Raw genomic sequence first — 22,257 nt, forward strand, 5'->3', positions numbered from 1 at the left:
TCTTTTAGGGATCAGCCTTCTGTTTTAGTATATTTGTAAGACCTCCTGTTATACCTGTACCCCATTATGTCATGTGTGCTACAGCCACCCAGGCTGCTAGTTTAAAACTACTCTTATGGACTTTGGCCGTGTTACTCCTGCCGAGCTGGAAGAACTGGATTTCAAACTGCCGGCAGAACCTCTCTTCAACAAAAAAATACTGAAAGGTAAACCTGTGAAGAAACCGCTCTCCTACCTGGGCTGCGCCAAATGGGGACGACGGGAATGGATTGGTAAAATATACCCCAAAAGAACTAAAGAAACCCAGTTCCTCCAGGAGTATGTACATCACTTTAACGGCATAGAGCTCAACGCCACCCATTACCAGATCTACGGCCCCTCCACTATCTCCAAATGGGACGCTGCCGCCAAAGGAATTGATTTTAAATTCTGTCCGAAGGTACCACAGGCGATCAGCCATTTCAGTAACCTGAGTCCGGCCATCGCAGGCCCTAAGACTACTGCCTTTCTGGAAGGGGTACTGGCCTTTGGTCAGCATCTGGGGCCTATCTTCCTGCAGCTGAGCGACCGATATGGTCCTGCCAAACGGAAAGCCCTATACGAATACCTGGCTTCCTTACCTACCGACCTGCAGTTTTTTTTGGAAGTCAGACACCCGGAGTGGTATGCAGACGAAGCCGTCAGGCTGGAGCTGTTCGAAAAACTGCAGACACTGAATATAGGCTCCATCATTACGGATACCGCCGGACGAAGGGACTGTGCCCATATGCATCTCACCATCCCCAAAATATTCATCCGTTTTGTAGGCAACAGTTTACATCCCACTGACTATACCCGTATCGATGACTGGGCCAACCGCATTAAATACTGGCTAGATAATGGACTGCAGGAGGTATATTTTTTCATGCATATGCATGATGAAGCACTGTCACCTGATCTCGCTGTTTACCTGGCAGACAGACTGGAAGCGGTTTGCGGGCTTAAAGTAAAAAAGCCGCAATTTGTAAAGGAATAATGTTTTTTTTGACGAATACATTACAAGGGATAAAAAAGCCGGACTGAAATATTAATTTCGCCCTCTCAAAACCGGTTATACCATGATGCGCGAAAAGCTAGAGCTATTGGCCCAGGAACTGGAAGGCACGCTTTATACAGACAATACCATGCGAACCCTTTATGCCACCGATGCGTCGGCATACCGGGAAATGCCGCTGGCCGTGGCCATCCCTGAATCAACAGACGATTTAAAGAAACTGATCGCTTTTGCGCGTAACAATAAAACCTCGCTGATCCCACGTACTGCAGGGACTTCGCTTGCAGGGCAGGTAGTCGGCAACGGCATTGTCACCGACGTGTCACGCCATTTTACCAAAATACTGGAATTAAATACTGCTGAAAACTGGGTACGGGTACAGCCCGGCGTAATCCGTGATGAACTCAATATGTACCTCAAACCACATGGCTTTTATTTCGGTCCGGAAACCTCCACTGCCAACCGCGCCATGATCGGCGGCATGGTAGGTAACAACTCCTGCGGCTCCAACAGCGTGGTATATGGTAGCACCCGTGAGCATCTGCTGGAAGTGAAAGCCCTGCTCAGCAACGGCGAAGAAGTAACCTTCGGCAGCATCTCCCCGGACGACTTTCACAACAAATGTGAAGGGTCGGATACACTGGAAACCCATATCTACCGCCAGATACGCAGCACCCTGAGCAACCACCATAACCAGGAAGAAATACGCCGGGAATTCCCTAAAAAGAGCATCCCCCGCCGTAATACCGGTTATGCCGTGGACCTGCTACTGGAAACAGCCCCCTTCACCGCCGGTACAGAAGACTTCAACTTCTGTAAACTGATAGCAGGCTCCGAAGGGACCCTCGCCTTTATCACAGAGATCAAACTGCATATAGATCCCCTGCCTCCCAAAGAGGTAGGACTGCTGTGTATCCACTTCAACAATATAGACGAGTCACTTCGTGCCAATATCCTGGTCATGGATTACAAACCCAGCGCCAGCGAACTGATTGACCACTACATCCTGGAGTGCACCAAAGACAATATTGAACAAAGTAAAAACCGCTTCTTCGTAAAGGGCGACCCAGGCGCCATTCTGGTAGTGGAATTCTGTCGCAACACCCGGGAAGAAGTACAGGAAATAGCCGGCCGCCTCGAAGCCACCCTGCGTGCCGCCGGACTGGGATATCATTTCCCGCTGCTCTTTGGAGAAGACACCAAAAAAATATGGACACTCCGTAAAGCCGGACTGGGCCTGCTCAGCAACCTTCCCGGAGATGAGAAAGCCGTACCTGTTATCGAAGATACAGCCGTGGCAGTAGAAGACCTGCCCGACTTTATCAGGGACTTCAACATCATTCTGGAAAAATATAACCTGCATGCCGTACACTACGCCCATGCCGGCAGCGGTGAAATCCACCTCCGCCCCATCATCGACCTGAAAACGGAAACAGGTAACCAGCTTTTCAGAACGATCGCCGAAGAAATTGCTACCCTGGTGAAAAAATACCAGGGCTCCCTCAGTGGAGAACACGGCGATGGCCGCCTGCGCGGAGAATTCATCAAACAGATGGTGGGCGACAAAAACTATGAACTGCTGCGCCAGATCAAATATACCTGGGACCCGGAAAACATTTTCAACCCCAACAAAATCGTAGACACGCCGTCTATGAACAGCATGTTGCGGTACGAACCCGGACAAAAAACACCCGCTTTCAATACCATCTTCCATTTCCCGGAACAGACCATCCTCCAGCATGCGGAACAGTGCAACGGTTCGGGAGATTGCCGTAAGACATCCCTGAGTGGCGGTACTATGTGCCCGAGTTACATGGCCACCCGCAACGAGAAAGATACTACCCGTGCCAGAGCCAATATCCTGCGCGAGTTTCTCACCCATTCCCACAAGGAAAACCGCTTTGATCACCAGGAAATCTATGACGTACTGGACCTCTGCCTGGCTTGTAAAGGATGTAAATCGGAATGTCCGTCCAATGTAGACATGGCCAAGCTGAAAATGGAATTCCTGCAGCACTACTATGATGCCAACGGTGTACCGCTGCGTGCTAAAATGATCGGCAACTTCTCCAAACTGTCTGCCCTGGCTGCCATCGCACCCGGTGTATATAATGGGCTGATCAACAACAGCTTTACAGGTGGCCTTATCCGTAAGTTCAGCGGCTTTGCCCCCAAACGCTCCCTGCCAGGACTGTACCGCACTACTTTGCGTAAATGGTTCAACCAAACCTGGTCCAAAGAAAAGAAAGGTACCGGCAACCGCACCGTATACCTGTTCTGCGACGAGTTTACCAACTATAATGACACACCGATAGGTATCAAAGCAGTACAACTACTGCATCGCCTGGGCTATGAAGTAAAAATGATCGAGCATCCGGAAAGTGCCCGCGCGTATATGTCCAAAGGACTGTTACGCAAAGCCCGGGAGCTGGCAGAAGAAAATGTTCGTATATTCAGTAACGTTATCAACGAATCTACTCCCCTGTTGGGCATAGAACCGTCTGCCATCCTCAGTTTCCGTGATGAATACCCTGATCTTGTCCGCGAAAACCTGCGCCAGCAGGCACAAACCCTCGCCAAAAACTGTTTCCTCATAGATGAATTCATCGCCAGCGAAGCAGAAAAAGGACATATCACCGCAGCTCAATTCACCAGCCGGGAACAACATATCAAACTACACGGCCATTGTCAGCAGAAAGCGCTGTCATCTGCCCTGCACAGTAAAAAAATGTTGTCCATACCGCAACATTTCACCGTAGAAGTAATTCCATCCGGATGCTGCGGCATGGCCGGTTCATTTGGCTATGAACAGGAACACTACGACCTCAGCATGCAGATAGGAGAAATGGTACTGTTCCCTGCCGTCCGCAATGCCGCCACAGGCACGCTGATAGCAGCACCCGGCACCAGCTGCCGGCACCAGGTAAAAGATGGAACAGGCGTAAAAGCCTTACATCCTATTGAAATTCTTTTTGATAACCTCGCTTAGGGTCCCAGGGCTGAAGCCCTGGGCTATATTTGTTGGAGCGAAGACGGGGGATTAGGAAATTCATGGAGGTAAAATTTAAAAATGGGGATTAAATTTTTTTCATAAAAAACCACTGTCGTATCCCCAGACTAACATAGCCCAGGGCTTCAGCCCTGGGAAGGAATTATGCTCCCAAATTTCCTGTATAGAGTTTCGTTTCGTAACTAAACAGCACAATGCCGTTTTCCTTGTATTTTTCAAATAGATCTTCCAGTGCTCTGAGCATTGGTTGATAGCTGGGATGGGCTTTATCAGGCATATAGGAGCTGGAGGACAATAACCCTTTCAATGCCGGAAAATCAAAGCGCTGTGCATTCATTATAGATTTTTCCCGGAAGGTGCCGGGCAGGAAGAAAGCTGCCAGCTGTGCCGGGTCTATACTACGGTGTTGCATATGCTGGTAATCAGTGCCATATTGCCTTAGCAGCTGCTCATAGTCATGTTCGAAGGGAGTGTTGATGGGCCGGATATTCCACATGAGCACGGCGAATGCTCCCGGTTTGGAGATACGGTGAAACTCTTTGCGGGTGGATTCCCTGTCGAACCAGTGGAAGGCCTGGGCAGCCACTATCAGATCAATGGAGTGGTCGGGCAGCGTGGTATGTTCGGCGGTACCGTTGACACTTTTAAAGCCCGGAAAACGCTGCAGCTGTTTTTCTGCTGAAGCCCTCATTTCGGTATTGGGCTCTACGGCAAATACGGTATTGCCGTTGTCCAGAAAGGGTTGTGCCGAGATGCCTGTACCAGAGCCGATGTCGGCAATCACACTCTGCGTGGAAAGCCCGGTGGTGGCAGACAAATAAGGAATGATGGCTTCCGGATAATGTGGCCTGTACTTTTCATAGTCAGCCACTCTGTTGCTGAATCGTTCGGTATTTTTCATGGTCTCTAAAAGTAATACTATTCGCCCAGACCTTTGGGTTTCCTTGCTTCGTCGCCATGTGCTTCGAGTTCGGCCAGTTTCTTTTTACCATATGCCAGTTTGGTGATAAGCACGTACAATACCGGCACTGTAAATATCCCCAGCAAGGTGGCAGCCAGCATCCCTCCTATAACGGTGAAGCCTATATTAACACGGGAGGCCGCACCGGCCCCTTTAGCCAGACACAAGGGCACCACGCCGAGGATGAAGGCGAAGGACGTCATAAGAATAGGCCTGAAACGCAGTTTCACAGCTTCCAGCGTAGCGTCCAGCAACGGCATGCCTCTGTCTACACGTTCCTTACAAAACTCTACGATGAGGATGGCGTTTTTAGCCGCCAGCCCGATCAGCGTCACAAGGCCGATCTGTGAATAAACGCTATTGGCCTGTTTTGTCAAAGAGAGCGCTGTGATAGAGCCAAACAGGGCCACCGGCACCGCCAGCAATACAGAGAAGGGTACCGACCAGCTTTCATACAATGCTGTCAGCAGCAGGAATACAAACAATATAGATAACATAAAGATGAGCACGCTGCTCTTTCCGGCTTTTATCTCCTGAAGGGATACGTTGGCCCACTCAAAACCGAAGTTTTCCGGTAGGGTTTTGGCGGCCACTTCCTTGAGCGCATTGATAGCGTCACCACTACTGTAGCCTACCTGGGCATCCCCATCAATTTCCACAGAGCGATACAGGTTAAAGTGGTTGATTACGGGTGCACCTGCCCCTTTTCGGGTGATCAGGAGTGCGCTCAGCGGTACCATCTGCCCAAGATTATTCCGTACATAATAAGTAGCGAGGTTGTTGATACTGGTACGGTATAATGAATCGGCCTGCAACACTACGCGGAAGCTGCGGCTAAATCGGGTAAAGTCATTCACATACAGACCACCGAGGAACGTCTGCAATGCGCCGAACACATCACTGACAGCCACACCCAGTTGTTTACACTTATCTCTGTCCACCTCCACATTAAACTGCGGTGTATTGGCACTGAAGAAAGCGTAGGCCCTGGCTATCTCCGGACGCTGATTGGCCGTCATCAGGAATTGCCCCATTACCTGCATAAACTGTCCTATATCCGGGTTGCTTTTCTGTTCGAGCATGAAGGAGAAACCACCAGAGTTACCCAAACCACGGAGTGTGGGTGCGGGGATCAGGATGATAGTGGCGCCAAGAATTCTGCTGGTGGAGCCCTGGATGCGAGCCACCACGGTATTCATATCGTCGCCGTGAGGATAACGGACATCCCATGGTTTGAGGCTGACGAAGAAAGTGCCCGAATTGGGTTTGGTTGCATTGGCCACGAAGTTGATCCCGGAGATCCCGAAAAAGTGATGTACAGCACTGTCTCTCCGGAGGATATCACCGATTTCACTCACCACCTCCTTAGTCCGCTCTGTGGATGCAGCTTCAGGTAATTCCAACGCTATAAAGATAGCCCCCATGTCTTCCTGCGGCACAAAGGTGGTGGGCGTCTTCTTAAACAAATAAAAAGCCGCAACAAAAATCAGCAACAGTAGTATCAGGACCACCGGCGTAAAGCGAATGGCACGCATCACCGTATTGCCGTAACGGTTAGTGACTCTGTTGAACCATTCATTAAATTTAAAAAAGAGTTTATTCAGCCCGCGTGATTTTTTAGTGAGATGGGCAGGCTGCAAAAGAATGGCTGTCAGAGCCGGCGTGAGCGTCAGTGCCAGAAAAGCAGACAATAATACGGAGAAAGCGATCGTCAGTGCAAACTGCTGATACAAGCGACCACTCACCCCAGGGATAAACGCCACCGGCACAAATACCGCAGCCAGAATCAGCGCAATGGCAATTACCGGCGCCTGTACCTCCGACATCGCTTTAAAAGTGGCTTCCCGCGGCGACATCAGGTCAACGTCAATATGATGCTGCACCGCTTCCACCACCACAATAGCATCGTCCACCACGATACCGATGGCCAGCACAAACCCAAACAGGGTAAGGGTATTGATGGAAAATCCCAGCAGCTGGAAAAAGATAAAAGTGCCGATCAGGGATATGGGTATTACCAGGATGGGGATGATGGTAGCGCGCCAGTTCTGTAGAAAGATAAACACCACCAGCACTACCAGTCCCAATGCTTCAAGGAAAGTATGGAATACTTCGTTGATGGATATTTTTACGAAAGAAGTGGTTTCAAAGGGGATAAGCCAGTTCACATCTTCAGGGAAGGCTTTGGCGAGTTCTTCCATTTTGGCTATTACACGGTCATTCACATCGAGGGCATTGGCTCCCGGCGCCAGGTAGATGGCCAGACCACTACCTGTTTTGCCATCGGCTTTAGCATCAATAGCATAGGAGAAGGAGCCCAGATTGATCCTGGCCACGTCACGGAGGCGTACCAGTCCTCCATTCGGATTTTTCGCCACGATGATATTGCCAAATTCTTCTGAGGTGGCCAGGCGTCCTTTCACGCTAACCGTATATTCGAAAGCCTGATTGCGGGACATGGGCTGTCCGCCGATACTACCCGCCGGCACCTGCTGATTCTGTTCGGTGATAGCCCGGGCAATATCTCCGGCAGTGAGCCCGAGTGCAGCCATCTTATCGGGGTTGAGCCATATACGCATACTATAATCCTGGGAGAACACATTTACGTCGCCCACCCCTTCAATACGGGCCAGTTCCGGTTTCAGGTAGATATTCATGTAGTTATCCAGGAATTCATGGCTGTGTTTCTCATGCGGAGTGTTGAGCCCTATTACCATCAGCATGTCATTGGAACGTTTTTTCACGGTAACGCCTACACGCCGTACTTCATCGGGAGTACTGGGTAAGGCGAGGCTTACCCTGTTTTGTACGTCGAGTGTAGCGATATCAGGGTTTGTACCGAGATTAAAGGTAACCGTAATACTCATGGAGCCGTCGTTGGCACTCACAGACTGTATGTACATCGCGCCGGGTGTACCGTTGACCTGGTTTTCTATGGGCGTGGTCACGGTTTCTTCCACGGTGGTGGAGTTGGCACCTACATAACTGGCTCTTACGTCTGTCACAGGCGGGGCGATATCGGGCAACTGCGCAATGGGCAGGTTGAACATACAGATCAACCCCACAATCACCAGGATGATGGCTATGACTATCGTGGTATTCTTGCGCTCTATAAAGGTTTTTGAAATCATACTGTGATGGCGATTTAGGATTAATGTTTACCTCCTGCTGCTGCACCACCGGCACCGGCCACGTTAACGGTATCTCCGGGCCTTACTTTCTGTTGCCCTTCTGTAATCACCCGGTCACCTGCATTAAGGCCTTCTTCCACGATGATCATGGTATCTGTAACAGGTCCGGGCTTGATAGGTGCCGGTTTTACCACATTGTCCTTTGTCAGGGTCATTACGGATGTTTCGGAGAGGTTCTGGATAATAGCTTTGGTGGGGATGGCCACCTGTGTGCCGGGGGTAGTATATTGCATGACCACTACACAGCTCATACCTGATTTGAGCAGGCCATCTCTGTTCTGGAACACAAGCCTTACGCGGATGGTACCGGTTTGCGGGTCAACGATGTTATTGATCGTTTGTATTTTTCCCTGTTCTCCGTAGGTCTCACCGCTGGTAAATTTCAGGAAGAACTTTTCATCACCTTGTCCTTTCTGGATGCGCAGGAACTGGGGGATGCTGGCCTGGGGCACATCAAAATCAGCGAAGATGGGGTGTTCATTGACGAGGGTATTGATCTGTGTCTGGCCGGCATTGACGATATCGCCGACTTTGATCAGAACGATACCGATGGAGCCGTTGGCCGGGGCGCGGATCACCGAGTGGTTAACATCTGTACCAGCTTTAGCGACGGCTGCCTTAGCAGCGGCTACATTGGCTTTGGCGGTGAGCACGGCAGTATAGGCCTGGTCTACCGTTTGTCGGGAGATGGCGTCATGTTCGAGCAGTGTTTTATATCTTTCGTAGTCTCTCTGTTTCTGTGCGAGATCAGCTTCCGCCTGTTGCTGGCTGGCGGTCGTCTGGCCATAGGCAGCCACATAGCGGCTTTTATCGATATCATACAGTGGCTGACCTTTTTTCACCATACTTCCATCTTTTACTCTTATGCCGGAGAGAAAACCGGTCACATCAGAGCGGATTGCTACCACATCATGCGCTACCAGTGTGCCGGGAAACTGTGTACTCACCGTATAGGAAGCCGCCACGACTTCCTGTACCATTACAGTAGCTTTCATCTTGCCCATCATGGCCGCCTGCTGTTTTTTCTTACCTCCGCCGCAGGCTGTGCCCAGGAGCGCGATCATGAATATTATCCAATTTGATTTCAGGTACATATGGAGAAAAAATTACCAGGTTATCATGATTGTTGAGTATAGAGATTATCGGTCATCTGTCTATTTAATCCTTCCCATTGCTTTGTCCAGGTCCGTTTTGCTGATCAGCGTGTTCAGCATGGCGTTGATATAATCTGTTCGGGCCTGGGTGAGCTCACTTTCCGCTGAAATCACGTCCAGGCTGGTAGCCACCCCTTGTTCAAACTTCAGCACGATTCTGTCGTAAATGCCCTGCGTGAGTGCCATGTTGGTCTTCTGTGTCACAAACGTGGCTTTATTATTCTCGTAGGCAGTATTGGCGCTCTGCACTTCCAGTTTGATCTGCTGGGAGAGGAAATCAAGATCATTACGGGATTTCTGCAGGGTGATGTTGAGTTCCCTGATCTGGTGTAGTCTTTCTGTTCCCGTAAAAATGGGCCATGTTAAATTGATGCCTAAAGCGGAAGCGCCGAAGTTATGTTTATACAGGTCTGCGAGATAGGTAGAGAAGTAGTTGAAGCCATAATTGACGTAAAAGTTCAGCTGTGGCAGATAAGCCAGCTTTTTACTTTTCAGGTTCAATTCGTTGAGGGCTATCTGGGTGGTTTGTATACCATATTCGATGCGGTCTTCCACTTTATAGTTGAGGGTATCTGAGGAGAATGATTCTACGTTGAGGTCCTGTACGGTTTCACGTAGTTCGAGGTTACTTTCCTGGGTCATGCCCATCTGGAATTTCAGTAACTGTATCGAATATACGAGCAAGCGGATCTGGTTTTCTATCTGGGTAACGCTGTTGTTGTAGGACACTGCGATACGGTCTACGTCAACCCTTTCGGCTACGCCTGCGTCGTAGCGGGCTTTGGTATCGGAATAGGTTTTACGGAGTTGTTCGAGATTGGCCCTGGAGAGGCGGATATTTTCCTGATTGGTGAGCACAGCGTAGTAGGCTTTGGTGATGGCTACCCTGGTATCTATTTCGGTGCGGATATATGTTTTGGCTGACAGTCCGCGGTACACGCGGGAGGCTTTCAGGCCGATAAAATAATCGCTCCGGAAAAGGACCTGGTCCAGTTCTCCGGTGATGTTGGAAGACAGGCGGGTACCAAATTGCACCGGTATTTTTTTGTCGTAGTTGCCATTGGCAATATCAGGAATAAGCGATGTCGGCAACTTCAGGTTGTCTGTAAAGTTGCCTGTAATATTACCATGTGGAAATAATTTGGCGGTAGCTTCCTTTACCTGTTCCTGGGAGAAATTGATGTCCAGATTGGCATTTACAACGTCGTGATGATGCGTGATCCCGTATTGTATGCATTCAGCCAGATTAAAGGCATAATCCCCCCTGGTTGTATCCATTTGCCCGTAAGTGGCATGTAGTCCTGACAAAAAAAGCGTAGCCATCAGTAAAAGGGTACAACGCATACTTATAACATTGAAAGTATATGATGATTGACAGATACTTAACAACAGAAAAAAGAAAAGGTTGTGCACAAGTGATGGACGGTAGCCGGCGGGAAAGCGGCAGATAACGGGTTAGTCAGGCCAGCACAGGAATACAGCAGAGGCCTGGTTCCCGAATATACGAAAACGTGATTAAAAACGGTGGTGGGGTCGCTTTATTCAGCTTTTCGTATATTGCTGAAAAGCTATACGTTTTTATTATGTCTATGTCAGTTATTAAGGAAGCTAAACCGGTACATCGTGAGTTTGAGCTGGACCGGGCGGTGTTGTTCAGCGATGCCGTATTTGCTATTGCCATTACCCTGTTAATCATCGAAATCAAGCTGCCGCAAATGCCGGGCAAGATGCCTGTGGACAATTATATGCAGCTGCTGAAGCCCTTTCTGCTGGAGTTTTTCACCTTTGCGATGAGTTTTCTGTTCATCGGCACATTCTGGAAATGGCATCTGCAGTTATGTCGTTTTTTGCAGCATTATGATGATGGGTTGATACATCGTAATCTTTTTTTCCTGTTTTTTATTGTCACCTTTCCATTTTCCACGGCGGGGATAATGCATATGGGCAGCCATTTTATGCTGCCACTGTACGTATACCTGTTTAATCTGGCCGGTTGTATGGCGGGGCTGTTCTGGATCAGTTATTATATTTTTCAGCGTAAACCCGGACTGGTGGTGGCAGGACTGCATATGGAAAAGGAACTGCTTTATCAGCGGTTGAAATATAATTTTCTGACGATGAGCACCGGGTTTACCATCATAGCCATGGCATACTTCATCTTCCCGGAAAACACCACTATGCAAAATATCAGTTTCTTCCTGATCCCTGTGCTGATCTTCTTCAATCATTTCAGGCTCAAGATAAAAAAACGTAATACGCTTCGCCTGGTGCATATCGGGGACAAATCGAGTTCATCATGATGGAAGTAGACAAAAGAGACGGACAATTTCTACAGCGAGTCATCCGTAAGTGGCAGCAGGACAAACTGATCAGTGATGCACAGGCGGAAGATCTGCAGCAGAGTTATTCCATCCGCAACAGCGACTGGCAAACCATCACCCTGTACATCTTTATAGCAGCCCTTTCCTGTGCTCTGATGGCATTTGGTTCATTGGTACTGGATGAGAAGTGGATAGAAATTATCCGGAAGAAGTTTTCCCTGACAGATGGTGTGATCGCCTTTTTATTTGGTGCGCTGACTGTTTTCCTTTGTTACCAGGGCTGGCGCCGCAACCGGCATCATGCGTCCTTTTCCTTTAACCGTGAGCTGTTCTGGCTGTTGCCTATACTGAGTACAGGCGTTACCGTGGTATATCTTGGCAAAAGTGTGGGATATCTTGGCGGCAACTATGGCGTTTTCTGGCTGCTGGCCACGGCCGTATATGCGGTGGTGGCGCTGACGCTGCATTCCCGGCTGTTGTGGATTGCCACGCTGCTCTGTCTGATACCGGCTTACGTAAAGCTGACTTATTACCTTACCAACAATGGTCCTTATTTTCTGGGGATGAACCTTGCCTGCCGGATGGCTTTGCTGGCGCTGCTGCTGATAGCAGCAGGATGGGTGATGAAACACCGGGCTGTTTTTCTTCCGGCCAAAGAGATTACCTGGGCCGGTGGCTGGTTACTATTCATGCTTTCCGGCTGGCTGATTTCCATCTTCGGCAATTGTGGTACCTGGCAGGAATGGCAGGCATTGCGGCAGGTGCATCTGTTGTGGTGGGTAGTTGTTTTCAGTGCACAGTGTGTCCTTACCCTCCTGCTGGGCATCCGTATCAAGGATGATCTGCTGCGGGACATGGGAGTGATATTCCTGTTGCTGGATCTTTATACCCGTTATTTCGAATATCTGTGGGACCGTACCAACAAAGGACTTTTTTTCTCTATTCTGGCACTCTCTTTCTGGTGGCTGGGCAAGCGGATAGAGAAATATCTGGAGAAACGCAGAGCACCGTGACAAGCAGCTGACCCAAAACGCCCTTTTGGGTCAGCCCTGCCATAACTTTATCAACTGTTCACTTTTTCCTTTACCATAGCCCCATATCTTCCGGTATCATGCAGGCTCCAGTCGAAGTTGCCGGTGATCCATGAGCGCAATACAGACACGTATCGCAGCAGTTCATAATCTCTTTCACTGCCGGTGAGCGGTAATAATTTTTCCAATACCACAAAGATGGCCACTTCTTCGTTGTGCATGCGGGCAGCTTCGTCTATGGCTTCCTGCAGGGAGCACTGGCGTTCGTGTTGCAGCACCATTACCAGGTTGTGTACATCGCCGGCTTTGCTTTCCTTATTAAAGGAAAAGAGGTCGTTGGACCAGCAGACAATATTGTTGCAGGCCTGTATCATACGTTTGAGCAGGGCATTGTGGAGCAGTTCATCGGAGAGATAGATTTTTTCGATGATATCGATGGCTTCCACATCGGCCAGTAGAGCACCGGTATAGGGGCGCATTCTGACGTAGTCGGCTACTGAGGGCACTATGTGATTTTCTCTGTTTTGTGCTTCCCAGAGGCAGGAGTTAAAATAATCTTCCATACTGCGGATAAAGCGCTGCTGCCAGGCAGGTGGGCTGATGGCCTGCATGCGTTCCCAGATGCTGATGAGAGCAGCTGGCAGTGGCGCATTGGTGGCCGAAGTACGGGGTTCAGGGCTGCGCAGGATGTTCATAAAACCGGCCATGACGTTGCGGAGGAAGTCGGATTTTTTTCCTGCTTCGGCTTCATCACATTGGTCGTCGAGGATAAACAGCCAGGTGTTGAAGTCGGCGATAATGCAAAGTTCATGCAGTGCCGCATCGGGGAAGGCCCTGGCAGCCAGCCAGGCAAAACGGGCTTTGGCAAAGCGCATTCTTGCCTTATCGGTAGAGAGCAAACCATGAAGGTACACCCAGTCCTCAACGTGTTGCTGGGCAGCCTGAACATGCGGATTCAAACGAGAGGGAAACGGATACTGGATCCGGGGAAACTGGATCGTTGTCATGTGTCTGTGGTTTAACAGTTAACTATTAAGGGTTATGAAATGGCATAGACAAAACAGGGATGTTCCCGGTAAAACGTAGACAGGCGGGCATAACAAGGGCTTACCCTACCTGTTGGCATAGTAAAAAAGATAAAGGTGATTTGTTTCGGTTAACAGCAAATGAGATGCAATAAAAGAGTACAGGGCAATTTACACGTCAGCCGTGGTGACAGACAGATTCAGATATTTTAACACTTTTGGCAATGCGAGATGGAACCAGCTGGTAAAGCTGTCGGGCTCCCGCGCCATTAATTCCAGTATCTGACTGGGAGACATATACCGGTAATCTTTAACTTCCTCGCTGTCGGGGTTAATTGCTCCATTGTAGCATCCGATGAGCACATGATCGAATTCGTGCTCAACAAGTCCATTGTCAAAAACGGTCCTGTAGGTAAAGGCGAAAATTTCTTCCAAGGGACAGTCGAAACCCATTTCTTCCATCAGTCGGCGGTGCGCCGCATCGAGGGTGGTTTCGCCAGGCAGCTGATGACTACAGCAGGCATTGGTCCAAAGCCCGGGTGAGTGGTATTTTCCCAGGGCACGCTGCTGCAGCAAAATATCTCCGGCATCATTCATAATAAATACGGAAAAAGCACGGTGCAGAAGTCCTTTGCGGTGCGCTTCCATTTTCTCCATCGTACCAATAGGTTCATCGGATTCGGTCACTAATATTACTTCAGGTAGATTCATAGCGTAACAAAGATATTTAATAAAGCTGTTAGCTGTCGGAAATGATCGCGAATTACTAAAAATGAGCCTGTTTCTTCAATGGTTACTTTAAATAAATATACAATAATAACGGGAAAAGTGAAAAAAAATTACAACAGTGTGCGGTGTCCCTGCCGTCCTTCTTTGCGCGTGGATTTATCTTACCTTTACTGGAAAAAAATGGCAGAAGACTTACAGATTGTACAGGGAGATAAAGCCACACAATACCAGACGCTGATCCCGCAGATCAAAGGATTACTGGAGGGTGAGCCGGACCTGGTAGCGAATCTGGCCAATGTAGCCGCTGCGCTGAAAGAACAATTCGGCTGGTTCTGGGTAGGGTTTTATCTGGTAAAGCAGGAAGAGCTGGTACTGGGGCCTTTTCAGGGGCCGGTAGCGTGTACCCGTATCCGTAAAGGAAGAGGGGTATGTGGTACCAGCTGGGCACAAGCCACCACACTCATTGTACCTGATGTGGAAGCTTTTCCCGGTCATATTGCCTGCAGCAGCCTCTCCAAATCAGAGATTGTGGTGCCACTGATAAAAGACGGCATAGTAGTGGGAGTGCTGGATGTGGACAGCGAACTACCCGATCATTTTGACACTAACGACCAGCAGTATCTGGAGGAAATTGTTAAACTGATCTCCCTCTAAACATTTTCTGTTGCCATTACGTTTTAAAAAGTCAGGTACAACCGTAACTGGCAAAGATTTTGCGGACCATTGCGCTGATAAACCAAAAAGGAATTTTAACCATGTTCTTCTTCCGGAAAAAACGGGACCATAGTAAATCACTGATCCCTTTCCTCTCAGGTATTGAAACAGATATTCATTCGCACCTGATTCCGGGGATAGACGACGGCGTTCCGGATGTAGCCACCAGTGTAGATTTTATCAGTCAGCTGCACGAGCTGGGCATCCGGAAAATTATTACCACTCCGCATATTATGATGGACCGTTTTCCCAATTCGCAGGAATCCATTCATAGTCCTTATTTGGAGGTGGAAGCAGCCCTCGCATCCCAACGAATCAATGTGCCTTTCAATTATGCTGCGGAGTACTATATGGACGAGCAGTTTGAAGCACTCCTGAAATCACCGTTGCTCACCCTTAACGGGCGGCTGGTGCTGGTAGAGATCTCTTTTGTGGCCCCACCGCCACAGATGCACCAATGGCTTTTCGAAATGAGTGCCCGGGGCTATATGCCTTTGCTGGCCCATCCCGAACGATATAACTATTGTCACAAAAACTTCAACCTCTACAAGGAATTTAAATCCTGGGGATGTCAACTGCAGCTGAACCTGCTGTCGCTCACCGGTTATTATGGCAAAGCTGTACAACAGGCAGCTTTCCAATTACTGGATGCCAATATGATCGACTATATCGGTACAGACCTGCACCATGAAAAACATATGCAGGCCATCCGCGATATTGCGGAAAACAAAAAACTGCTGAAGCGGCTGGAACAGTATCCGTTTAAAAACAATAGTCTGACCGCCACACGCTAAGCGCTTTACCGTACCAGCACCAGGCTTCCCTGTTGTTTGCGGGCCTGCAGTTTACTGTCAGTGTAAGTAAGCACCCATACATAACTCCCGGCAGGCTGCAGATAGCCATCCCAGGCCTGCTGGGGATCAGCACTGTTAAAAACAACAGCACCCCAGCGATTGTATACTGTCAAATGGTAAGCAGTAATATCATCATTAACCCTGCATCTGAACACATCGTTGCGACCATCTCCATTGGGACTAAACGCCGTGGGCACATATACAGCACATTGCCGGTTGTTGCGGATGATCTCCGACATACCGGTTACCTGGCAATCATTTTTATCTTTAACAGTATAGTAATACCTGCCTTCATCCAACTGCGTCCAGGTATTGGATGACTGCCACTCCCCTGTTTCCAACCGATAAGCATAAGGCGTTGTACCGCCAGTCATCTGCAATTCTATTTTTCCATCATGGGTATCACTGCAACTGATGTCTTTCACCAGGGCTGCTGCTATCTGCAATGGTGGTGGTTCTGCAACATTTATAAGTTCCTGTGTGGCGCAGCCCAGTTCATCTTTTACCAGCAAAGGATATTTGCCGGGATGCAGCTCACGGAACTGTGGGGTGTACTGCGGATGATCACTCCCGTTGAAATAATAGCGGTATGGCGGTTTTCCGCCCGTGGTAACAAGGGATATTTCGTTCTGGTTATCTCCATAACATCTGGAAGGAAGCACCTTTATTTCGTTTTTCAGCACCTCCTCCCCGATAACTGCTGTAAGTGTGGTATAAGCGCCGTTGAAGCCTGTTATGGTGACTTCATAACTACCACCGGCCAGTTTACTGAGGGAAGAAGTCGTTTGTCCGCCGGGCTTCCACCGGAAGGTGCAGGGCACAGGGCCCCCCAGTACCTCGACGCTGGCGGTGCCTATGCTGCTACCTTTACAGGTAGGTTGTACCGTTAGTACCGCCTTCGGAATTTCCTGTATTACAGGAGAAAGATTATCTACCAGCACTGCTGATAATTTTCCACTACTGCAAGGTGTAAAATAATTACACAGCATGATATAGGCATAATTCTTTTTTGCTGAAAACTCAATCCTGTAGCGCTTCCAGTCAGTATGATAAAAGGGCAGCGATTTCCATAGTACTTCTTCTTTTTCACCGGGTTTGTTGCCACCATATACGATAAAACCTCCGCTACAGGTCCGTTGTCCGAAGTATACCGGCGGAAAAGCCAGGTCCACGGAAAACGCGTAAGCTTTCCCTGCTTTAATACCGGTGGTCAGTTGCTGAACAATGCCTTCTTCCATGGTGGCATCGCTGATCATACCACTGTAGGTATTTCCATGGCTGGCGGGTTGGCTGACGCTGCAACAACCCGGTTGTATATCCGGTGAATTATTAATGATCATCCACCCTGGTGGTGCGGCTGCTGCGCGTGGTGGTCCTTCCAGCGAAGGATTTTTTATTTCGATGTCCTGAGCAAGCAATGGAATGGAAAAACATATAGCAAGCATACCGCTGGCTACCGCATAGGCCTTCCTGTATATGATGATGGCTCTCTTCATAGAGTAGAACGGAAAAACGGCTCCGTATATACGAAGCCGTTATATCTCTTTATTTTTCTATTTTTTTATAATAAATCATTTGTTCCACAGTGCCTTAATAATATCTGTTGTTTGTTGCAGCTGCGCCTGGGTAAGGTTAGATCCACTTGGCAGACACAACCCATTATTGAAGAGCATTTCCGACACACCATTCACATAAGCGGGCACTCCGGCAAAAACCGGTTGCAGGTGCATAGGCTTCCATAATGGTCTGGATTCGATCTGGTATTTATCCAGTGCCAGCCGGATTGTTTCGCGGGTAATGCCATTGCTTTGCAGCGGATCTATCAGGATAGTACTCAGCCAGCGGTTACTGAAAGTACCTTTCGGTTCGGACACAAACTGCACACCTGGCAAGGCATTCAGCTCTTTTTCATAATGCTGATAGTTGGCTCTGCGTTGTTCCACTCTTTTCTCCAGCACTTTCATCTGCCCTCTTCCGATGCCGGCGCAGATGTTACTCATCCGGTAGTTGTAACCGATATGGGTATGTTCGTAGTGAGGTGCAGGATCACGTGCCTGACTGGCCAGGAAGCGGGATTTCACGATGGCAGCCTTGTCTTTGCTCACCAATGCTCCACCACCACTGGTAGTGATGATTTTATTGCCATTAAAGCTCAGGATGCCGAAATCACCCAGTGTGCCGCAGGCCTTATCACCGTACCAGGAACCTAACGCTTCGGCTGCATCTTCTATCACCGGAATATCATAACTGGCTGCAATCGCCTGTATCTCGTTCATTTTTGCCGGCATACCGTAGAGATGTACGGGGATAATGGCTTTGGGCTTTTTACCTTTAGCTATACGATCACGGATGGCCTGCTCCAGTAAAACAGGATCAAGATTCCACGTATCCTTTTCACTATCTACAAATACCGGCGTGGCGCCCTGATAGGTGATAGGATTGGCCGATGCAGAGAATGTCATACTCTGACAGATCACTTCATCGCCCGCCTTTACATCTGCCAGTACCAGCGCCAGGTGAAGGGCCGCTGTACCGGAGGAGAGCGCTGCCACATATCCTTCTTTTAAATACTGTTCGAGATCTTCTTCAAACCCATCCACATTAGCACCCAAAGGAGCAATCCAGTTGGTATCAAATGCGGCTGTAACAAAGTCTTTTTCCGTGCCCCCCATATGCGGGGAAGAGAGCCATATCTTTTCGCTCATAATTGATAAATTTTATAATCCTTGGTATGATTGTTTATGTTGATACAGGCCTGATCAGGCATTTACCTCTCCGGTAAACCTTTCCGACGACACATGCCCTTGCTGGGAAATGCCCTCTGACTTAAATACCTTGATGACCGTCAGCAGCAAAATCCTGACATCCAGCAGCAGACTCAGATGATCTACATACCACACATCCAGGTCAAACTTCTGCTTCCAGCTGATGGCGTTTCTTCCGTTCACCTGGGCCCAGCCGGTAATACCCGGCCTTACCTCATGACGCCGTGCCTGGCGCGGTGAATACAGTTCCAGATAATCTACCAGTAAAGGACGCGGGCCTATCAAACTCATATCTCCCTTCAGTACGTTCATCAGCTGCGGGATTTCATCCAGTGATGTTTTGCGGACAAATGCCCCTACCGGTGTAAGCCGGTCTGCATCGGGCAATGGCTCCCCTACTGCATTACGTCTGTCGTTCATGGTTTTGAATTTGATTACCCTGAACACCTTTCCGTTTCTGCCCGGCCGGGGCTGTAAAAAGAATGGTTTTCCATTGTTGGCGAAGTACAACAACACCGTGACCAGCACAAACAGCGGTGACAGCAGCAGCAGTGCCGTGCATGCAACGAGTATATCGAGCAGTCGCTTTAAAAAATTACGATACAACATTGTCCAGTATTTTCAGGTAAGTGCCTGCAGCGATATCCAGCGAATACCGCTGTTGCGCCAGCATTTTGGCTTTCACCTGCTGCTGTTGCAACAGGGCTTTATCGTTGATATATTCCGCAAAACGCCGGGCTTCTACCGGCATGTCAGCCGCATCGTAATGCATCACAAACCCCACGTTTTCCTGTTCGATCACATCGGCCTGCCAGCCGCGGTGGTTGATTAAAACAGGGCGCCCGGCGGCCAGGCAATCAAAAAACTTATTGGCCGAATTAGCCCACAATTCCGGCACCGGAATTACAAAAGAACTGGCTATCGTACATTCGTAATAAAGCTGCGCCAGCTGCGATTTAGGCACCGGATCAAAGAACCAGAGATTGGTATTCAGCACACCCTGCTCTGCTGCATATTGCAACAGCCGTGTTTTCTCCATACCATCACCAAACACAACAAATACCACGGTATCATCCAGCTTTCTCATATATACAGCCAGATCCACCAGGTACTTCAGGCCATTGACCATGCCCAGCGTTCCGGCATACAACACCGTTTTCTGCGGTGTATAGCCCAGCAGGCCACTAAGGATACTTTTACCCGCATCATATTTTCCAAAGCGCACCACCTCCGATATATTGGGAATGACCGATATTTTTTTAACGGGAATGGCTGTACGCTGTTCAATGGATTTTTTCATATCATCAGACAGCGGTACGATATGCGCCGCCTTTTTATAAATGCGTTTCTCGAATCTGTTGAGCAGCTTTACCAGTATTTTGTTGTTGATGATACCCATGGCTACCGGTACTTCCGGCCATACATCACGCACCTCAAAGATGAAGGGCACTTTATGCAGGGAGCGTTTTATCATAGCTGGTAAAGCGATGGTAATGGGTGTGCTGGTAGCCAATACCACATCACCTTTGAGTTTTAATACCCGGAAGGTAGACTTCACCACAAACTTTATGAAGGTGAGCGCTCTTTTGGCGAAGCCCATCTTGTTGCTGTATTCCAGATTCAGTACATGCAGTTCAATACCATCTTCCTCCATCACGGTCCAGGTATCTGTAAAAGTGTACTGGCGCAGGAAAGAGCTGGTTGTCACCACTACCACCTTGTGGCCGGCTTTCACAAACTGAGTGGCGAGGTCATAGGAACGGGTGCCGCCGGAAGAGGCGGGCATTGCAAAATATTGATGTATATAAAGTATTCTCATCGCATTTTTTTTATGAACACTGCCGGAATGCCTCCATACAAACCATCTGCTTCCTCATATTTTTTATTGAGCACAGCGCCGGCTCCCAGGATGGAACGTTCCGGCAGGATGCTACCGCCCAATACGGAGCAATTGCCTGCAATCCATGATCCTGCGCCTATTTTGACCGGCCGCCGTAATGATTTACCATAACGGTAGGAGTTGTTTAAAAAGGTATGGTTGCCGGATGATATAATACAGTTGGGTCCAACGATCACTTCATCTCCAATTCTGATATCGATACCAATCACTACGGTATGGTGGGCGATATATACATTGTTTCCTACTTCCAGGCCAGACAGTGAATTCAGTACAGCCGTAGACGTTACCTGGAAGTTACGGCCACAGCTTTTCATCATCAGGGAATACAGGAATCCCCTGAAACGCATGAATAAAGGGATATTGGGCAACAGGAAGGTGCTCACCTTCACCAGCCAGGAGTATAGGATAGATATTTTAACCCTCATGAAAAATGCTTTTAATAAATCCTTCTATAGTAAATCCTTTCACTTTCGTATAGGCGTTATGGCTCAGCTGTTGCATCAGTGTGCGGTCTTTCACCAGGGTATCCACCTTTTGATAAAAGGCTTCATGATCATTGAAATCAGCGAACAATATTTCCTGTTTGTCTTCAAATACATTGGGTAAAGAGCCTACCGGCGTGCTTACCACAGCCAGACTGTTGGCCATGGCTTCTAGGATCACACGGGGTGATCCTTCAGACAGGCTGGCAAAACAGAAGATATCGTGTGAGCGCAGGATACTGTTCAGCTCCTGCCGGTTGTCGACATGTCCTGCAAAATGTATATGCCCGTCCAGGTGTAATACGGCGGCGAGGTCTTTCAGCTCTCTTTCAAATTCGCCGGAACCGACCACGGTGAGGCGGGAGCCGGGATATTTCCTTTGAACGATCTGGAAAGAACGGATGACGGTCTCCACTCCTTTTGCTTTACGCAGATAGCCTACGTACAACAGTTTCGGCCCGTCGTCTGTAATACCGGTGATTTCCCTGGTATAGAAATCGGCATCATTGAGTGTGGAGGAAATCACTGCCTTTGCCTTAACTCCCCAGCCGGACAATTTTTCTCTGAGATGATGACCATTGGTAAAAACCTGTGCTCCTTTACAAGCCCACATATAGGCTGAATGTTCTGGCATGAAAAAGGTAATCATGGTAAACTTCTTCAGTCGGCTGAAATTGGGGTTGGTTTTAGCTGCGTCTACCGGGTCGCCTACAAAATGAACAATCCGTTTCTTTCCTTTAAAAAAGAACTTTCCTAACCAGCCGAACGGCACCGGATAACGGGCATATACTTCATCATAATCCTTTAGTTTGCGGTATGCATTGAGGTAAGCCGGGAAATGTGGTATGGCACGCATATAACTGCCGGAATACGGTAACGCATATACTTTTACGTTATCGAAACAGCCTATGTCCATGAGTGCATTGCCGGTTTTTCCCCGATGTTGCTGAACAGGTGACAGCAGACATACTTCCTCATAATATTTTACGATCTCCTTCAGATACACCCAGTGCGTGTAAGGCAAATAATACCGTCCTTTATCCCTGTGCACCACCCATGCATGTACAAGCAGTTTTGCCATAATTAT

At 48.7% G+C, this 22,257-nt stretch carries 18 protein-coding genes; 6 read left to right on the plus strand and 12 right to left on the minus strand.

Features of this window, described 5'->3' with window-relative positions:
- Window positions 1–115: 115 nt before the first annotated feature.
- Window positions 116–1,015, plus strand: a complete 900-nt coding sequence (locus KD145_RS07975) for a DUF72 domain-containing protein (protein WP_212005373.1) — start codon at window positions 116–118, stop codon at window positions 1,013–1,015.
- Window positions 1,016–1,097: 82 nt separating this feature from the next.
- Complete coding sequence (locus tag KD145_RS07980; RefSeq protein WP_249219761.1) at window positions 1,098–4,022, plus strand: FAD-binding and (Fe-S)-binding domain-containing protein; 2,925 nt, start codon at window positions 1,098–1,100, stop codon at window positions 4,020–4,022.
- 163 nt (window positions 4,023–4,185) lie between these two features.
- Here the strand turns inward: KD145_RS07980 and KD145_RS07985 are convergent, their stop codons facing one another.
- From KD145_RS07985 to KD145_RS08000, 4 genes are all read right to left on the minus strand, one after another.
- Window positions 4,186–4,944 carry a class I SAM-dependent methyltransferase gene (locus KD145_RS07985; RefSeq protein WP_212005374.1) on the minus strand — a complete coding sequence of 253 codons (759 nt, stop codon included), beginning with the start codon at window positions 4,942–4,944 and terminating at the stop codon, window positions 4,186–4,188.
- 17 nt (window positions 4,945–4,961) lie between these two features.
- Window positions 4,962–8,135, minus strand: coding sequence for an efflux RND transporter permease subunit (locus tag KD145_RS07990; RefSeq protein WP_212005375.1), 3,174 nt, complete (start codon window positions 8,133–8,135; stop codon window positions 4,962–4,964).
- A 20-nt stretch (window positions 8,136–8,155) separates the two neighbouring features.
- Entirely contained in the window at window positions 8,156–9,259 is a 1,104-nt protein-coding gene (locus tag KD145_RS07995) for an efflux RND transporter periplasmic adaptor subunit (protein ID WP_212005376.1), read from the minus strand.
- 90 nt (window positions 9,260–9,349) lie between these two features.
- Window positions 9,350–10,672: a TolC family protein gene (locus tag KD145_RS08000; RefSeq protein WP_212005377.1), complete on the minus strand. Its 1,323-nt coding sequence runs from the start codon at window positions 10,670–10,672 to the stop codon at window positions 9,350–9,352.
- A 260-nt stretch (window positions 10,673–10,932) separates the two neighbouring features.
- Here KD145_RS08000 and KD145_RS08005 point away from each other — a divergent pair, with 260 nt between their 5' ends.
- Window positions 10,933–11,649 (plus strand): TMEM175 family protein, encoded by a 717-nt coding sequence (locus KD145_RS08005; protein WP_212005378.1) that lies wholly within the window; start codon window positions 10,933–10,935, stop codon window positions 11,647–11,649.
- Window positions 11,646–12,683, plus strand: a complete 1,038-nt coding sequence (locus tag KD145_RS08010; RefSeq protein WP_212005379.1) for a hypothetical protein — start codon at window positions 11,646–11,648, stop codon at window positions 12,681–12,683. Before KD145_RS08005 ends, KD145_RS08010 begins: the two co-directional genes overlap by 4 nt.
- 50 nt (window positions 12,684–12,733) lie before the next feature.
- Here KD145_RS08010 and KD145_RS08015 read toward each other — a convergent pair whose 3' ends face one another.
- Window positions 12,734–13,708 carry a hypothetical protein gene (locus tag KD145_RS08015; protein ID WP_212005380.1) on the minus strand — a complete coding sequence of 325 codons (975 nt, stop codon included), beginning with the start codon at window positions 13,706–13,708 and terminating at the stop codon, window positions 12,734–12,736.
- A gap of 189 nt (window positions 13,709–13,897) precedes the next feature.
- Window positions 13,898–14,437: an isopentenyl-diphosphate Delta-isomerase gene (gene idi, locus KD145_RS08020; RefSeq protein WP_212005381.1), complete on the minus strand. Its 540-nt coding sequence runs from the start codon at window positions 14,435–14,437 to the stop codon at window positions 13,898–13,900.
- Between the two features lie 198 nt (window positions 14,438–14,635).
- On the opposite strand from idi, the gene KD145_RS08025 reads away from it, so the two are divergent.
- A complete protein-coding gene (locus KD145_RS08025; protein WP_212005382.1) occupies window positions 14,636–15,109 on the plus strand; it encodes a GAF domain-containing protein in 474 nt (157 codons plus the stop codon).
- Between the two features lie 101 nt (window positions 15,110–15,210).
- On the plus strand, window positions 15,211–15,963 hold the full coding sequence (locus KD145_RS08030; RefSeq protein ID WP_212005383.1) for a tyrosine-protein phosphatase: 753 nt from the start codon (window positions 15,211–15,213) through the stop codon (window positions 15,961–15,963).
- 5 nt (window positions 15,964–15,968) lie between these two features.
- On the opposite strand, the gene KD145_RS08035 is transcribed toward KD145_RS08030, so the two are convergent.
- The 6 genes from KD145_RS08035 to KD145_RS08060 all read right to left on the minus strand — a co-directional run bounded on the left by KD145_RS08035 (window position 15,969) and on the right by KD145_RS08060 (window position 22,251).
- On the minus strand, window positions 15,969–17,519 hold the full coding sequence (locus KD145_RS08035; RefSeq protein ID WP_212005384.1) for a gliding motility-associated C-terminal domain-containing protein: 1,551 nt from the start codon (window positions 17,517–17,519) through the stop codon (window positions 15,969–15,971).
- Window positions 17,520–17,594: 75 nt separating this feature from the next.
- Window positions 17,595–18,728, minus strand: coding sequence for a DegT/DnrJ/EryC1/StrS aminotransferase family protein (locus tag KD145_RS08040; protein ID WP_212005385.1), 1,134 nt, complete (start codon window positions 18,726–18,728; stop codon window positions 17,595–17,597).
- Window positions 18,729–18,782: 54 nt separating this feature from the next.
- On the minus strand, window positions 18,783–19,397 hold the full coding sequence (locus KD145_RS08045; protein WP_308219045.1) for a sugar transferase: 615 nt from the start codon (window positions 19,395–19,397) through the stop codon (window positions 18,783–18,785).
- The gene (locus KD145_RS08050) at window positions 19,384–20,607 is read right to left on the minus strand and encodes a glycosyltransferase family 4 protein (RefSeq protein ID WP_212005386.1); all 1,224 of its coding nucleotides are present in this window, start codon (window positions 20,605–20,607) and stop codon (window positions 19,384–19,386) included. The genes KD145_RS08045 and KD145_RS08050 overlap by 14 nt, the downstream gene beginning before the upstream one ends.
- Complete coding sequence (locus KD145_RS08055; RefSeq protein ID WP_212005387.1) at window positions 20,604–21,113, minus strand: acyltransferase; 510 nt, start codon at window positions 21,111–21,113, stop codon at window positions 20,604–20,606. The genes KD145_RS08050 and KD145_RS08055 overlap by 4 nt, the downstream gene beginning before the upstream one ends.
- Complete coding sequence (locus tag KD145_RS08060) at window positions 21,103–22,251, minus strand: glycosyltransferase family 4 protein (protein ID WP_212005388.1); 1,149 nt, start codon at window positions 22,249–22,251, stop codon at window positions 21,103–21,105. Before KD145_RS08060 ends, KD145_RS08055 begins: the two co-directional genes overlap by 11 nt.
- Window positions 22,252–22,257 lie beyond the last annotated feature (6 nt).

Origin of the sequence: Chitinophaga sp. HK235, from assembly GCF_018255755.1 — a bacterium.
Classification (GTDB): Bacteria; Bacteroidota; Bacteroidia; order Chitinophagales; family Chitinophagaceae; genus Chitinophaga.

Bases quoted from the DNA above. Each gene is read 5' to 3' on its own strand.
- KD145_RS07990 (WP_212005375.1), bottom strand. From the start codon at position 8,135: ATGATTTCAAAAACCTTTATAGAGCGCAAGAATACCACGATAGTCATA.
- KD145_RS08025 (WP_212005382.1), top strand. From the start codon at position 14,636: ATGGCAGAAGACTTACAGATTGTACAGGGAGATAAAGCCACACAATAC.
- idi (WP_212005381.1), bottom strand. From the start codon at position 14,437: ATGAATCTACCTGAAGTAATATTAGTGACCGAATCCGATGAACCTATT.
- KD145_RS08060 (WP_212005388.1), bottom strand. From the start codon at position 22,251: ATGGCAAAACTGCTTGTACATGCATGGGTGGTGCACAGGGATAAAGGA.
- KD145_RS08055 (WP_212005387.1), bottom strand. From the start codon at position 21,113: ATGAGGGTTAAAATATCTATCCTATACTCCTGGCTGGTGAAGGTGAGC.
- KD145_RS08010 (WP_212005379.1), top strand. From the start codon at position 11,646: ATGATGGAAGTAGACAAAAGAGACGGACAATTTCTACAGCGAGTCATC.
- KD145_RS08005 (WP_212005378.1), top strand. From the start codon at position 10,933: ATGTCTATGTCAGTTATTAAGGAAGCTAAACCGGTACATCGTGAGTTT.
- KD145_RS08040 (WP_212005385.1), bottom strand. From the start codon at position 18,728: ATGAGCGAAAAGATATGGCTCTCTTCCCCGCATATGGGGGGCACGGAA.
- KD145_RS08050 (WP_212005386.1), bottom strand. From the start codon at position 20,607: ATGAGAATACTTTATATACATCAATATTTTGCAATGCCCGCCTCTTCC.
- KD145_RS08030 (WP_212005383.1), top strand. From the start codon at position 15,211: ATGTTCTTCTTCCGGAAAAAACGGGACCATAGTAAATCACTGATCCCT.
- KD145_RS08035 (WP_212005384.1), bottom strand. From the start codon at position 17,519: ATGAAGAGAGCCATCATCATATACAGGAAGGCCTATGCGGTAGCCAGC.
- KD145_RS08045 (WP_308219045.1), bottom strand. From the start codon at position 19,397: ATGTTGTATCGTAATTTTTTAAAGCGACTGCTCGATATACTCGTTGCA.
- KD145_RS07995 (WP_212005376.1), bottom strand. From the start codon at position 9,259: ATGATCGCGCTCCTGGGCACAGCCTGCGGCGGAGGTAAGAAAAAACAG.
- KD145_RS08000 (WP_212005377.1), bottom strand. From the start codon at position 10,672: ATGGCTACGCTTTTTTTGTCAGGACTACATGCCACTTACGGGCAAATG.
- KD145_RS08015 (WP_212005380.1), bottom strand. From the start codon at position 13,708: ATGACAACGATCCAGTTTCCCCGGATCCAGTATCCGTTTCCCTCTCGT.
- KD145_RS07980 (WP_249219761.1), top strand. From the start codon at position 1,098: ATGATGCGCGAAAAGCTAGAGCTATTGGCCCAGGAACTGGAAGGCACG.
- KD145_RS07975 (WP_212005373.1), top strand. From the start codon at position 116: ATGGACTTTGGCCGTGTTACTCCTGCCGAGCTGGAAGAACTGGATTTC.
- KD145_RS07985 (WP_212005374.1), bottom strand. From the start codon at position 4,944: ATGAAAAATACCGAACGATTCAGCAACAGAGTGGCTGACTATGAAAAG.